Raw genomic sequence first — 13,662 nt, 5'->3', positions numbered from 1 at the left:
GAGACTAGTATTTTCACGTCAGATTCCGACGGCTCCCAACTTCACCAACTCTTCCCATACCCGGTGCACTGGCAGGCCCATCACGGTAAAGTAGGAACCTTCCAGCCGCGTTACCGCCACCATGCCAATCCAGTCCTGAGCGCCGTAGGCCCCGGCTTTATCCAAGGGGGAATAGTGAGCCACGTAATGCTCGATTTCGGCCAAGGTCAATGGGCGAAAGTGCACGCGCGTTTGGTCGGAGAATACCACCTGCCGGCCGTCGCCGTGCAGGAGGCACACGCCTGTGTACACCTCGTGGGCCCGGCCTTGCAGGCGCTGGAGCATCCGCACGGCTTCGGCCGCATCGGCGGGCTTGTTGAGCACGTCGTCCTCCAGGCACACAATGGTATCGGCCGTGAGGAGCAGCTCGTCCGGGGCCAGGTCCGGGGCGTAGGCGGCGGCCTTATGGGCGGCCAGGTACTCGGCTACCTCGGCCCGTACCAAGTGGGCCGGAAAGCTTTCCTCGACTTCGCGCAGGCGCACGCTGTACGCAAGGCCCAGATCCGTGAGCAGCTGCCGGCGACGCGGCGAGTTGGAGGCTAGCACCAGCCGCGGGCGGGCGGCTGGAGTAGAAACAGCTGAATTAAGAGCGGAAAGCGGCATAGAAGGGCACGGTGGTTTCCTCGTCGCGGATGCTGCTAAACAGAAACCCACCGATGGTTTTGGGGTAGAAGAACGTGGATTTGGGCGGCATCACGGCCCCGGAGTGGCAGACCCGCTCCACCTCGGCCATAGTTACCTCATTGGTAATCAGGGCCGCCCGGGCCTCGCCCCTATCCACGCGGGTCAGGCACTCGGAGAAGTTGCGCACGTAGGCCACGCCGGGCCAGTTTCGCTGCGCCTCCGGGCCCACAATGCCCAGGGCTTTTTCCAGCACGAAGTAGTGCAGCACCGTTAAATCCAGGGCCTTCACCTCCGGGGTGGTGTCCCAGTCGAGCAGGCCGTGCACCTCGGGCCGCAACCGGATTTTATAGCCCAGCCCCTCGCCCAGATACAAGCCAAAGGCCCAGGGCTTGCCCGCAATCCGTTCGGGCAAATCGTAGGCATCATCCAGGGGTAGCACCGTAAAATACGGGGCCAGGCCGGCCAGCAGCTCCTCGGCGCTTAGCTCGCCCGGCAATTCCAGCAGCAGCCGGTGGGTAGGCAGAATGCGCAGGTCGTCGGCGGCGGCGTTGGTCAGGTACATCAGGTGGAAGTTCCAGGCCTCCTGCCCGGTGTAGGCCGCGCCGGCCGCCGCCTGCCGTTCCCGCCGGTAAGCCAATGAGCCCTCGTAGCGGTGGTGGCCATCGGCCAGAATAACCTGCCGCTCCGCGAGCACCTGCTGAAACCGGCGAATAACGCGCGCATCCTGAATAACGGCCAGCACGTCGCGGGCGCCCTGGTAATCTTCCTCTGTCTGGTAGAGCGGGTTGCGCATGGCCTCGTCCAGGTAGCGCTCCAGCTCGAACTCCTCGTCGCGGTACAGGCCGTGGGTGGCGCTGGTTTGAAACTGGGTGCAGGCCAGCAGCTCGGCCCGGTCGTTGACGGAGGCGGGCAAGGTATTTTCGTGGCGCAGCACCACGTTCTCGGCCCAGTCGGTGGCCCGGATGTGGCACATGAAGCCCTTGCGGCAGTATTCGCGGGCACTACCCGCCAGCCGGAAGTACTGGTAGTACACGTAAATGCCCGGCAGCTCATCCTGCACCAGTACCCGCTGCTCCTGCCACCGGCGCAGACACTCGCGCGCCGCCGCGGCCGGTTCCTCGCCCCGCGGCACCGACAAGTGAATGCTGTTAAGCGGGTTGCGGTACAGGGCCTCGCGCTGCTTGGGCGACACCACGTCAAACAACGGCGAAACGTACGCGTCAATCTGGTGGCTTAGCGTGGGGTTGTAGCGCCAGCCGCGCACGGGTTGAATTTCAGCCAATTTTCGGGGCAGTGAAATGGGATAATACGAAAGTGGTGAGCCGCGGCGGGCAGTTACCAGGGGTCGTCGGCAAGCAAAGCAGGTTCAGGCCGCCGCCCGCGACCTACCTGTCCGGCCCGCGACCTACCTCAGGGGGCCAGCCGGCTCAGGCGCCACTCCAGGCCCACCCGCTCGAACACAATCCGGTCGTGCAGGCGGGAGGGCCGGCCCTGCCAGAACTCCACGCGCTGGGGCCGCAGCACGTAGCCGCCCCAGTGGGGCGGGCGGGGCAAGGGCTGCTCCTGGGCGAAACGGCGGGCAACCTCCTGCTCGCGCTGCTCCAGCTCCTGCCGGCTATGAATGGGCTGGCTCTGGGGCGAGGCCCAGGCGCCCACCTGGCTGGCCCGGGGCCGGCTCTGGAAGTACTCCGTCGACACGGATTCCGGCGCTTTCTCTACCCGGCCCTCTACCCGGACCTGGCGCTCCAGACCCGGCCAGAAAAACGTGAGGGCGGCCAACGGCGAGGTGGCCAGCTCCTGGCCTTTGCGCGAATCGTAGTTCGTAAAAAACAAGAAGCCTTCGTCGTCGGGCAGGCCCTTGAGCAGCACCACCCGGGCGGCGGGCTGGCCGGCCTCACTGACGGTAGCCAGGGTCATGGCCGTGGGCTCCTCCAGCTGGGCGCTGATGGCCTCGTCGAGCCAGGCCCGGAACTGCCGCACGGCATGGGGCTGCACGTCGTCTTCGGTGAGGGTCCGCTGGGAGTAAGTCTGGCGCAGGGCGGCCAGTTGCTGGTCGGTCATGGGAAGGGGAAGGTCGAATGAAAACGGAGCGCAGCGAGTGAGTATTTCAGCTCCGGCGGGCGGAGGGTAGCCGAAGCCACGGGTTGAAAACACCCATTTCGGCCGCAAGGTAGCACAATAGCGCCGGGCCCCGGAACCTCTGCCCCCCTGCTTAGCGTACTTTCTGCGGGCACCCCGCCGCTTCAGAACCCGCAGCGGAAGCGGCCCCCGGCTTTTCGGCCCCACTTCCCCACCAACTTTTCGTCTTCGATGCCACGTCTTCTTCCTGGTAGTCTGCTTATTTCCCAGCCGTTTCTTGGCGACCCTAACTTTGAGCGCACCGTGGTGCTGCTCTGTAGCCACTCCGAGGAGGAAGGCTCCTTTGGGCTGGTGCTGAACCGCCCCGCCCAGTTGCAGCTCGGCGACGTGCTGGAACTGCCCGGGGGCAGCGTGCTGCCGCCCGCCCAGATGCCCCTCGGCATTGGCGGCCCCGTGCAGCCCGATACCCTGCACTACCTGCACCAGGTGCCGGATTTGCCCCAGGCCGTGGAACTGGGCCAGCAGGTGTACTGGGGCGGCAACTTTGCCGCCTTGCTCGAGCAGCTGCTGGCCGGCAGCATTTCCCCCGACAGCGTGCGCCTCTACGCGGGCTACTCCGGCTGGACGGCTGGGCAGCTGGCCGAGGAAGTGCGGGAAAATGTCTGGATTGTGCACCCCAATGCTGCCGGGAAAGTATTTACTTTGGAAACTGATGCCTTCTGGCAATCCATTTTGCGCGAAAAAGGCGGCCGCTTCCGCGTGCTGTCTAACTACCCCACTGACCCCCGCCTTAACTAAGCGCCTCCACGTACCCCACTTTCTGGGGTCTTTCAGCTGACTTATATGCTACCCGAACAAGACGCCCCCACTCCCACCGACTCGGACAACAACGCGGAGTCGCCCCAGAGCATTCTGCAGCGTCGTCTGGCCGAAATTCAAGCCCGGCAAACGCCAGCTGCCCCCGATGCTAGTACGGAGCAGCCCACCCTGGGAGCCCCCACGCTACCGGAGTCGGCCGGAGCGGGTACGGCCCATACCCCGCCTACCCCTGCCCCTACCGAAGCACCTGCTACCCCCAACCCCAGTGCCTCCCACTCCGCGGCCACGGAGGAGCCGGCTTCGGCCGGGGAAGTGCGCGCCGTAGCGCATTACGGCACGACCACGCCCGGCGCGGCGGAAGCCCCCGCTCCGCTCGCCAGCGCCCCAATGGATGCGCGTTCGGAAGAAACTCCTACCGATGCCGCCGCCCCTGAACCGGCGGAACCGCGAGCAGAAGACCCGCACGTGACGCCAGTAGTAGCCGTAGCCGCCACTGAAACGCTAGAAAATGCGCTGGAAAATGCCCCAACGGTCGGTTCCCTGCCTACCTCCTCCGATGCCGCCGCTACGGCCGAAGAAGAGGAAGAATACGTGCCGGAGCAGCCCGCCCCCGATTTTACCAGCCTTTCCCTGACTGAGCAAGCGTCCCACCTGCTAACCCTGGTGCAACGGCCCGATGCCCGCCAGAACCGCAAGCAGCTATTCGACTGGTTTCGCCACTACGAAACCAGTCTGCTCGCCGACCGCACCGCGGCCCGGCAGCAGTTCGTGGATGCGGGTGGCCAGGCCGAGGAGTTTGCCTACACCAACCCGGCCCCTCACCAGGAGCTGACCAACGCCCTGCAAGAATTCCGCGACAGCCGCGCCCGCGACGCCAAAGCTGAGGATGAGCAGCGCGCCAAAAATCTGGCGCACAAGCAGTACCTGCTGTCCCAGCTGCGCCAGCTGGTGGAGTCGGCCGAAACCAAGGACAGCTCCGGCCGCATCAAGGCCCTGCAGACCGACTGGAAAGCCACCGGCCCCGTGCCGCAAAAGGAAGCCCAGGAACTCTGGAACAGCTACCACGCTCTGCTGGACATCTACTACAACAACCGCGGGCTGTTCTTCGAAATGAAGGAGCTGGACCGCCGGCGGAATCTGGAGGCCAAGGAAGTCCTGATTACCCGGGCCGAGGCCTTGCAGCAGCAATCCAGCATCAATAAAGCCCTGCAGGAGCTGCGCCAGCTGCACGAGGAGTGGAAGCACATCGGCCCGGTACCGAATGAGCAGCGCGAACCCCTGTGGCAGCGCTTCCTGCACGCATCCGAGCAGATTCACGACCGCAAAAAAGAGTTTCTCTCGGTGCGCCAGACCCAGGAGAATGCCAATCTGGAGCGCAAAACGGCCCTGCTGGAGCAGTTGCAGCCTTTCGGGGAATTTCAGACGGAACGGGTAAATGAGTGGCGGGCCAAAACCGACGAGCTGCAGAAGCTGAAAGAGGCCTGGGACGCCGCCGGCCTAGTTCCGCGCGAGAAGGCGGAAACTATGAACAAGCAGTTCTGGGGTGCCTACAAAGGCTTTTTTCAGCGGAAGAACCAGTTCTTTAAGGCCCTGGACGAGGAGAAAAACGCCAACCTCAAGCGCAAACTTGACTTGTGCGAGCAGGCCGAAGCAGCCCTGCAGAACCCCAACTGGGAGGAAGCCCGGGAAACGGTAATCCGGCTTCAAAAAGAGTGGAAGCTGATTGGTCGGGTGCCGGAAAAGCAGTCCGATAAAGTCTGGAACCGCTTCCGCACCGCCTGCGACTCTTTCTTCGACCGGAAAAAGGAAGAGACGCGCCAGCGCGAGCAGCACCAGCACCAAGTTAGCCAGGAACAGAGCCAGCATCTGACGCGGGTAAGCGAAGCCATAGCGGCCCTCTCGCCCGATCAGCCGGGTACGTTGCAAGGGTTTCAGCAGCACATCAGCGACTGGCGTGCGTTTGCTGGCGGCTCTCGCAACGCTGAACGGGCCGAGGAGAAGTTCCAGGGGCTAATGAGCAAATATCTGGATACTGTCCCGGGCCTTTCTTACGCGGAGCGCGCTGACCTCTTGTTCAGCCTGCAGGTAGAACGCCTCAAAACTTCTCCCGACGCCCAGCAGCAACTCTACAAAAAGGAGCAGGCGTTGCGCCGGGAAATCAACGAGTTGGAAAACGATATTTCCACCCTAAAAACAAACCTGGAATTTTTCGCCCGCTCCAAAAACGCCAATCAGCTTCGGGAGGAATACCAGGGCCGTATTGATGATGCGCAGACGCGCATCGATGGTTTGAAAAAGCAGCTGCGACTGATCCGAAGCTAAGGTTACGCTGCTCATGTATAGAAAACGCCTCTTTCACTGTGTTAGAGGCGTTTTTTATTTATCGGTAATTCAAGCACTTAGTAGCCGTAGGGCATTAATTATTGCGAATACTTTTGCCAGTTTGAATCCACCTACTACTTTTGTCCAACCTCAACGCCTCCTTAGCTCAGCTGGTAGAGCAACTGACTTGTAATCAGTAGGTCGTTGGTTCGATCCCGACAGGAGGCTCATAGGATCTTAAACCCCTTGCAAATCTGTGATTTGCAAGGGGTTTTTCTATGCCGATTAACGCTTAGTTGGGGCTAATACGGGTGCTTTATTCCTGCTGCCTTACCCGATGCCAGCTCAACAACTGGGGTTTGACTTCCATGGCAATTCGGTGGGGTTAGTATACACCTTTCGTGGCACATTACGGTGATGTTGGCTTTTAGCCAGGGCTATCCTCTGCCTGCCGGGCCAGACATTGTGCTCGGTTTGTCGCTCGTATAACAACGGAGAAAAATTCAGGCCGTAGGAAGTACGCCCGGAGTTACAGACTCCATCCATTGTTCCTCTATTTAGAATACCGCCATGGCTAAACAAGCCCCCGCCACGAAAGCCGACAAGCTCAACAGCCTGTATAAGGAGTGCGGCCTTATCAAGGAAGATGTCTTTCAGCACCAGCATTACACCATTCTTACCCGATCTGGCATTGAGAAAGTACAAGCTCACTACGGAATCCAGGTGAGCTATAAAGCGCTGAAACTTGAACCTAAGTACGCAGTCATCAAGGCGGTAGCGAAAATGGACGAGGCCACGGTGGAAACCTATGGCAGTGCTGTACCGGAGAATTGTAAAAACAGCTACTTCGCCGAGACAGCAGAAAAACGGGCACTGAGCCGAGCGGTGCTGAAGCTAACAGGCCTCTATCAGCACGGGTTCTTCGGGGAAGAAGAATCCGAGCAGCTAACGGCAGAGGCCAAAGCGGCCCCGCAAAAGCCTGCGGAAGCTGACCTGCTCAGCACCGCCATGAACCGTCTACAGATTGGGGACGCCCCGGGTACCGTCTGGAAAGCATACCCCGAGTTGCACGGCAATGAAGGCTTCAAGGCGGCGGTAAAGGCCGAGTCAGAACGCCGCAAAGCGGCCGCTAGTTAGGCCTCAGCTCATTGTAAAGCTTCTTTTTTTAGGTGTGCATACATGTCTGGTTCTACTTGTTCTACTTGCCTGTTTACTGCACCGCCAGTACTTAGACAGATAGGTAAAAAGTTTCGGACCACCTGTTACCTATCTGAACAATGGCGCCCGGTAGCTGGCTTTTGTAGTCCGTGGTGCAGTTCCCGCGCCCACGGTTAATGCATGTTAGCACACGGGCGGTTTGGGACGTACGGTTCATTTTACACAAACCAGTTGGAGGCAAAAACTTGTGGACTTGGAGCGTTTCTTACATCAATTGGTCTGGCCCACTCCAAAAAGGCTAAAGCAGGCGCCAAAAGCCTACGTTTAAAGCGCACAGACCCACAGATTTTGGCTGAGTGAGAGGTGCCTCTGGGCGAACCTCTGTTTAACTCTGTGCAGATGATTGCCTGTATAACTTCTTGTCAATCAGGACATGAATAAGGAATGATATAGGTGTCGGCGGTCTGCTTGGTATGCTTGTTGCCTAGACGGCAGACGAAACAGTCTGCTATATGCTCAAGACCACAGTTGATTTCCGTGCTGCCGCGCCCATGCCTCGTTCTAATGCTCCAGCGCTAGACCTGGCCCAGCGGGTAGCAACCTACTACCTGGAATGCCGAAACGTTAGCTTGGCCCAGGATGCACAGCTGCACCGCGTCTGCCAGGAAGCCATTCAGGCTTATCCTTTCCTGGACATGCAAGCATTACTTGAAATAGCAATAGACCGGGTTGAATAGAACGCAGCAGGCCGTAAAATAGGCCCGGTTTTACGCTTGAAGCTAATAGTATGCTGGTAGCCCTTCGGTAACAAAATGTTAATACGCGGGTGTACCTGTTCCTAGAAACGCTACTGCGACAGAACAAAATCAAGAACCGACAAAGTATAAAGTAGGCTCACTTGCAGCTTGCTACACTGCTGGCCCGGCAGCTAGACGGGTTGCAAGGGATGCCTTAAACCAGGTCCCTGGTTTCCGCCTGACGCTTACCCAGAGGCATGAAATGCTGGTTGAAGCAAGTAGCCAGCCTCGCCGCTAAGGCAGACTGCCGCAGGTACGATTTGCTTTTTCATACCTTGCAGCTGCCCCAGCCTTTTGGGGCCGGTCTGCACCTAGCCTATTCCAGTGAAAACGCCGAAGAAAGCCCTGGCCGCTGATATCACGGCCCTGCTCGCGCCCTTGCTTCCTACCCCGGTTCCTGCAGCCGGTTTGCCCAAGGGTGTGCAAAAAGCTATTGAGGAAATGGCTGATACCATTCTGCGGTGGCGCGCGAAACAGGAGCGCCCTGTTCGCAGTCTCACCTCGGCCCGGGGAACGTCTTCCGACTCCGACGAGCTGGCGCAGCTAATGAATAGTCGGCTATATCAGGAAGAGCCGGAAGCAGCTGAAACCGCTCCCCTAGATTTAGCTTCAAGTCAAGCCGAAGCGCCCCCGCTCAATTCTTTATCCGAGACACCACCACCTTTGCGCAAGCGCCGGCCGCGCTTGGGAGCAAGCTAAGTAGAAAGCTCCCCAGCCCGGCTCTTTTACTGAGTGCGCACTTAGTAGGTAGCGCCGCTTGGCGCTGTTAGCGCTACCTACGGGGGCGTATGCGCAGGTGCGGCTTTCTGCTTACATCCACTACTTCTGGCTTTCTGGTTAAGCAAATTAAGCAGGCATTGCTGCAGCAGAGAAGCGTAGGTGCTGATTAATTTGGTAGCGGTTCGGAGCTGCTTGGTAGCCTGACCTAGCCAGAAGCCTAACGTTGAATTTGTAATATTTTGGTATGCTTGTTGCGTAGGCGAAAGAGTACAATTTCACCGCGTGATGTCTGATACTGAAGTATCTTTCCGGGCCGCTTTGCATGACGAGCAGTTTACCACTGCGGCCGTATTATTAGCTCAGCTTATGGCTGCCCGACACGCCCAACACGGGGCCCTTAGTTTGGTGCAGGATATGCGTTTGCAGCGCCATTGCCTGGATTTACTTACTCAACGTTCCGTTTCAGGAGCTGATGCCTTGCTTCAAGCTGCTGCTAAGTGGTCTGTTATTTCGTAACCCTTTTACATACTACTTTGGTCTAGGCCCGTCAGGGCCCTGTCGGCGCTTAGGCGTAGGCAGGGCCCTGACTTCTGTTTATTCTATATAAAGTGCAAAGTATTTTCCAGCAGCAGCTTGTGCATGGCCCGCCACTGTAATTCTTGCTGCGCTATGGGAGAGGTTAAGGAGGCTTTAGTAGCAGTGATACTGGTAAGAAGGGCTACTTTAGTTGGCATAGTAGCTTCCTGCCGGCTGGCTTGAGGCCAGCCCTCCAGCGGCCACCGCGACAAGACGTATTCTAATTGATCGGCAATACGCACGAGCCGAGCCACCCGGTAAGGGCTGGTAGGGTGCAGGGCCAGCAGGTGCAGCCGAATCGTGCGCAATAAAGCAGTCAGTTCTTCGGGCAGGGGTGGATAGACGGAGTGGGTAGCCGGTAAGGACATGGAGCAGGTATACAAACGTGCTGATCATACGTACTTGCCGCTCACTGGTTGAGCTTATCTACGGACGAGCTTCCCACCTTCTACACTTGCCAACCACCTACTGCCCAAAATACGTGAGGGCGGATACGGGTGACCATTCTGCGGTCCGGCGCCGACGAGCCGGGCGGGGCTGCCGACGCGGTAACGGGCGGGGCAGCGCGGCCCAGCTGATTCGGGCGGGCAAGGTGGTTGCGCGCGGAGAAATTGGCGGCCGGGCCGGGCCCCCAATGGCATTTTCGGCAAACAAAGCGGGGCGCCCGTGCCGGTCGTACACCCACCCTTGCTCGGCCCAGCCCAGGTAGCGTCCCGCGGCCGTGTACAGAAACTCCCCCTCAAACCAAGCCACCAGGCTTCCCTGGCCATCATAAATGCCCCGGCACGCCTCGTCAGCGTAAGCTACTGGTGCGCCGGTTGTGTTGTAAAGCGGAATCATGGGATACTGCATAGAATTCCGCTTATAAACGAAGGCTGCTACCTAACTGGATTTAGGCCAGCTCCTACCCCCACTGATTAGGCAAACCCTGGCGGGGCCGCCGCATCGCCGGGCCGCACGTTACACTGGGCCATCGTCGGGCAGGCTTTCCAGCTGCTGCTGCACGGCCGGAGCCACCGCCGACAGCAAGTCGTAGCCCGTGGCGGCTTCAATGGCATCTACGCTAGAGCGGTAGGTTTCCCAGCCGGCCGACAGGGAATTGTTATTGGGCAGGTCCACGGCAATTACGCGGGTATCGGGCCGCACACGCGTAGCGTCCGCCTCCCCTGTCGGCAGAATGACGATAACCTTCCACACGCGGGCGGGCACCGTGACGCGCCCTTGGTCGAGGGTGGTTTTGTAGCCATCCGTGCCGGTGCCGCCCCGGCCGTAGCTTCCGCAGATAATGTAGAGTTCATTGGCGCCGCCCCGCAGTTGGCGCCGGCAGAAGTCTTCCAGCGTCGCCCAGGTCTGCTGATTATTGCGCGGTGCCTGGGGCATCATGTTACTCATCAGAAAGGTGGCCGAGTTGTCGGCAGCTGTGCGGGTGCGGTCGGCGGAAGGGCAGTTGTGGCCCCGGTCGAAGCCCGAACCCGAGTAGCTGGCGCTACTGACCCGGTACCAGCCGGCGGGCAGGGCGTCATCGGGGCGAAAATCGTCCTGGCGGGCGGCACTGCCCAGCCAACCGGCCGTTAGGTGCCAGCTTACCCAATTGGGCTTGCCCTGGTCGCGGTGGTAGGAAAGGGCGTATTGGGACTTGAGCAGCAGGTAATTGGCTGGCATCCGCACGTCGGTAGCAGCCCCGCTGGGGTTGCCCAAGGTCAGGTGCTCGGGCAGGACGGGAGTAGGCTCATCGGAGGAGCAGGACCACAACCCGGCCAGCAGGGCTAGGCCTAGCAGGCCATGCCCGCGCCGAAGCAAAGAAAAGAAGGAAAACATAACCGTAAAGGTAGGCCTTGGGAAATGATGAATACTTTAACCCGCCCCCACTCCACCTCCAGGGAAGGTACGTTCAGCTGGCTCAGACCAGTTGCCTTGGGCCCGGGCGAAGCCCGTCCACATTCGGGGGCAGGCGGGTTCGGTTGCCTTTTTCAACTGCGGTGCCTGAAAAACAACCTCGCCCTGCTGGCCCACCAGACTGCGGAGCAGCATACTGCTTTACGCTGCAGCCCCGCGACTTGAAGCTCAAGTGGGCAAGAAATTTTTCGCGGCCGCTTCGCTTGCGTACCTTTCCCCATGATTCAACGCGTATTGGGGGTTCTGCTGGGGCTGCTGCTCCTTCTAACTGGTCCCGCCGCATGGGCCCAGAGCCCACAAACCCGCGCCCTGCACCAGGCGCTACGGCGCGCCCCCACCGATACGGCCCGGGTGCTGCTACTGGCCGACCTGGCGGCTACCTACCGCTACTCCCGCTTTGACTCCGTGCAATGGTACGCCCGTCAGGGCCTGGATCTGGCCCGCCGCATTGGCTACCATAAGGGTGAAGGCCGTTGCCTCTCGCGCATTGCTCTGCTCCTGGGCGAGCGGGGTAATCTGCCCCAGGCCCTGCGGGTTGACTTGCAGGCCCTGCGCCTCAACGAAGCCAGCCACGACCTGGAGGGCACGGCCCGGACGCTTAATCAAACCGGCCTGCTTTACTTCGCCCTCGATGACTACCACCCCTCACTGACGTACTTTTTTCGGGCCCGCCAGCTTTATCAGCAGGCCCGCACCCAGGATACTTCCCAACTTATTAGCGTGCTCACCAACTTGGGTGCCAGCTACGAGGGCCTGCGCCGCTACGATTCGGCCGCTTTTTTCCTGAACCAGGCCTGGCAGCTTACCCAGCACGCTCCCAGCGTGCACCAAAGCTGCTGGGGCAATCCGGCTCCCTACGTGCTGCGCGAGCTGGGCCTGTTGCAAGTGGCCCAAGGGCACCCCGACGAGGCTCTGGCCTTCTACCGGCGCAGCATCCGGGCGTCTATTCCCGAAAACGACCACCGCAGCGCCTGCCGCTCTTACCAGTACATGGCCGAGTTGTACCGGGCCCGCCACCAACCCGACTCCAGCATTTACTACGCCCGCAAAGCCTTGCGGCTGGGGCAGCAATTGCCGTTTGTGGTGGGCATTGTGCGCAACAGCAAGCTGCTGACGGCCATTTTTGAGGGCCGGCAGCAACCCGACAGCACCCTGAAATACATGCGCCTGCTACTTACGGCCCAGGACAGCCTGTATAATCCGCGGCGCATCAAGCAGCTGGACGCCATTGGGTTTGCCGAGCAGCAGCGCCTGCGGGAGCTGGAGGAGGAGCGCAACCAGTTGGAGGGCCACGTGCGCACGGCGGCCCTGCTGGCGGGGGTAGGCGTGCTCCTACTGATTTCTCTGCTGCTGGGGCGCAGTAACCGCCAGCAGCAGCAAGCCAACCGCCGCCTGCAAGACCTCAACGAGCAAGTTACCCACCAAACCAAGGAACTTACGGCCCAGCGTGACAACCTGGCGCGTACCCTGCAGGAGCTCAAAATTGCCCAAAGCCAACTGGTGCTCCGCGAAAAAATGGCTTCCCTGGGTGAGCTAATGGCGGGAGTAGCGCACGAAATCCAGACGCCGGTTAGCTCCGTCCGCAAGTTTGCCGCCAGCAGCGCCGAGCTGTGCACGGAGCTGCGGCAGGAAATCAGCAACTCCGTTCCTCCCTCCCACGACCAGGAAGTGCTGGACGAGATGCTGCAAAACCTGTTGCAAAATCAAACCCGCATCCTCCAATACGCCCAGCGGGCCGACTCCATTGTGCGCGGCATGCTGGAGTATTCCCAGGACGGCACCAGCCCGCGCCAGCTCACCGAACTCAATGCCCTGGCCGAAGAGTATTTGCGCCTGGCTTACCACGATCTGCGCGCCAAAAACCGCTACTTCAATGCGGCCCTGACCCTGCGCCTCGATCCGGCCGTGGGCTCCGTGCAAATCGTCCGGCAGGATGTGGGCCGGGCCCTGGTGGGCATTTTCAGCGCGGCCCTGCTGGCCGTGCTGCAGCGCCAGGCCGGGGCTGAACCGGAGGAAGGCTACGTGCCCCAGGTGGAGCTCCGAACCCGGCGCGTGGCCAGCAGCGTGGAGATTCTGGTGCGCGATAATGGCCCAGGCCTCTCGGAGGAAGCCTTGGCCACTCTGTTCCAGCGCTTCCCCGGCCCCGATACTGCCGCCGACCTGGGCCTTCCCCTTAGCTACGACCTGATTACCAAGGGCCAGGGCGGGCAGCTAACGGTCAGCAGCGTACTGAGCCAGGGCACCGAGTATCGTATCACGCTGCCCCTGCCCGCCTATACCGCTGCTTAGCCGCCGTCCGCAGGGCCAGGAGCGCATAAGCATTGATGACCAGGCTCCAGTTCACGGCTCACCGGCGTCAGTAGCTAGCCACCCTCGTCAACGGGCAGCACCAGCCCGGCGGCTACCTCCTCTGGCTCGATGAAACCTTCTCAGGCCTTGGCGTGACCAAGATGCACGAGGTTAAGAAAATTACCCTCCACTACAACCCAGGCTGGAGGCCGCTGGGTGAAAAGCCAACCAGAACCAGGCAGCCACTTTCGGTTTGCCCTACCCCCGGCAACCTCGGACCAGATATAGGTAAAATTCGGCAGCCTGATTATGTCACAAATAGTCTGTTTTTCCCCGAAGCAGA

Annotated in this window: 13 protein-coding genes and 1 tRNA gene; 8 read left to right on the top strand and 6 right to left on the bottom strand. The window is 60.4% G+C overall.

The annotated features are described in order from the left end of the window. Positions 1-18: 18 nt before the first annotated feature. The 3 genes from IEW18_RS14040 to pdxH form a co-directional block, all read right to left on the bottom strand. Entirely contained in the window at positions 19-642 is a 624-nt protein-coding gene (locus IEW18_RS14040; RefSeq protein WP_188558495.1) for a Maf family nucleotide pyrophosphatase, read from the bottom strand. After that, on the bottom strand, positions 623-1,945 hold the full coding sequence (locus IEW18_RS14035) for a DUF1015 domain-containing protein (RefSeq protein ID WP_188558494.1): 1,323 nt from the start codon (positions 1,943-1,945) through the stop codon (positions 623-625). The genes IEW18_RS14040 and IEW18_RS14035 overlap by 20 nt, the downstream gene beginning before the upstream one ends. Positions 1,946-2,073: 128 nt before the next feature. Then, positions 2,074-2,724 (bottom strand): pyridoxamine 5'-phosphate oxidase, encoded by a 651-nt coding sequence (gene pdxH / locus IEW18_RS14030; protein ID WP_188558493.1) that lies wholly within the window; start codon positions 2,722-2,724, stop codon positions 2,074-2,076. Between the two features lie 249 nt (positions 2,725-2,973). Here pdxH and IEW18_RS14025 point away from each other — a divergent pair, with 249 nt between their 5' ends. The 7 genes from IEW18_RS14025 to IEW18_RS13995 all read left to right on the top strand — a co-directional run bounded on the left by IEW18_RS14025 (position 2,974) and on the right by IEW18_RS13995 (position 9,074). Continuing rightward, positions 2,974-3,540 (top strand): YqgE/AlgH family protein, encoded by a 567-nt coding sequence (locus IEW18_RS14025; protein WP_188558492.1) that lies wholly within the window; start codon positions 2,974-2,976, stop codon positions 3,538-3,540. Positions 3,541-3,585: 45 nt separating this feature from the next. Further along, positions 3,586-5,883 carry a DUF349 domain-containing protein gene (locus IEW18_RS14020; protein WP_188558491.1) on the top strand — a complete coding sequence of 766 codons (2,298 nt, stop codon included), beginning with the start codon at positions 3,586-3,588 and terminating at the stop codon, positions 5,881-5,883. Between the two features lie 155 nt (positions 5,884-6,038). After that, positions 6,039-6,111 (top strand) — tRNA-Thr (locus IEW18_RS14015). 342 nt (positions 6,112-6,453) lie between these two features. Further along, positions 6,454-7,020, top strand: a complete 567-nt coding sequence (locus IEW18_RS14010) for a hypothetical protein (RefSeq protein ID WP_188558490.1) — start codon at positions 6,454-6,456, stop codon at positions 7,018-7,020. A 572-nt stretch (positions 7,021-7,592) separates the two neighbouring features. After that, a complete protein-coding gene (locus IEW18_RS14005) occupies positions 7,593-7,778 on the top strand; it encodes a hypothetical protein (protein WP_188558489.1) in 186 nt (61 codons plus the stop codon). Positions 7,779-8,162: 384 nt separating this feature from the next. Then, the gene (locus tag IEW18_RS14000; protein ID WP_188558488.1) at positions 8,163-8,537 is read left to right on the top strand and encodes a hypothetical protein; all 375 of its coding nucleotides are present in this window, start codon (positions 8,163-8,165) and stop codon (positions 8,535-8,537) included. Between the two features lie 306 nt (positions 8,538-8,843). Continuing rightward, positions 8,844-9,074 (top strand): hypothetical protein, encoded by a 231-nt coding sequence (locus tag IEW18_RS13995; RefSeq protein ID WP_188558487.1) that lies wholly within the window; start codon positions 8,844-8,846, stop codon positions 9,072-9,074. 83 nt (positions 9,075-9,157) lie between these two features. Here IEW18_RS13995 and IEW18_RS13990 read toward each other — a convergent pair whose 3' ends face one another. From IEW18_RS13990 to IEW18_RS13980, 3 genes are all read right to left on the bottom strand, one after another. Next, positions 9,158-9,502 (bottom strand): hypothetical protein, encoded by a 345-nt coding sequence (locus IEW18_RS13990; protein WP_188558486.1) that lies wholly within the window; start codon positions 9,500-9,502, stop codon positions 9,158-9,160. 97 nt (positions 9,503-9,599) lie between these two features. Further along, positions 9,600-9,974, bottom strand: coding sequence for a 4-fold beta flower protein (locus IEW18_RS13985; RefSeq protein ID WP_188558485.1), 375 nt, complete (start codon positions 9,972-9,974; stop codon positions 9,600-9,602). A 120-nt stretch (positions 9,975-10,094) separates the two neighbouring features. Further along, on the bottom strand, positions 10,095-10,952 hold the full coding sequence (locus IEW18_RS13980) for a DNA/RNA non-specific endonuclease (RefSeq protein WP_188558484.1): 858 nt from the start codon (positions 10,950-10,952) through the stop codon (positions 10,095-10,097). A 297-nt stretch (positions 10,953-11,249) separates the two neighbouring features. Between IEW18_RS13980 and IEW18_RS13975 the strand changes: the two genes are divergently transcribed. Continuing rightward, positions 11,250-13,319, top strand: a complete 2,070-nt coding sequence (locus IEW18_RS13975; protein WP_188558483.1) for a tetratricopeptide repeat-containing sensor histidine kinase — start codon at positions 11,250-11,252, stop codon at positions 13,317-13,319. The last annotated feature ends 343 nt before the right edge of the window (positions 13,320-13,662 follow it).

Origin of the sequence: Hymenobacter glacieicola (assembly GCF_014640315.1) — a bacterium.
Taxonomy (GTDB): Bacteria; Bacteroidota; Bacteroidia; order Cytophagales; family Hymenobacteraceae; genus Hymenobacter; species Hymenobacter glacieicola.
Note: the sequence above shows the minus strand (reverse complement) of the source record. Positions and strands in the feature narration are given on the sequence as shown.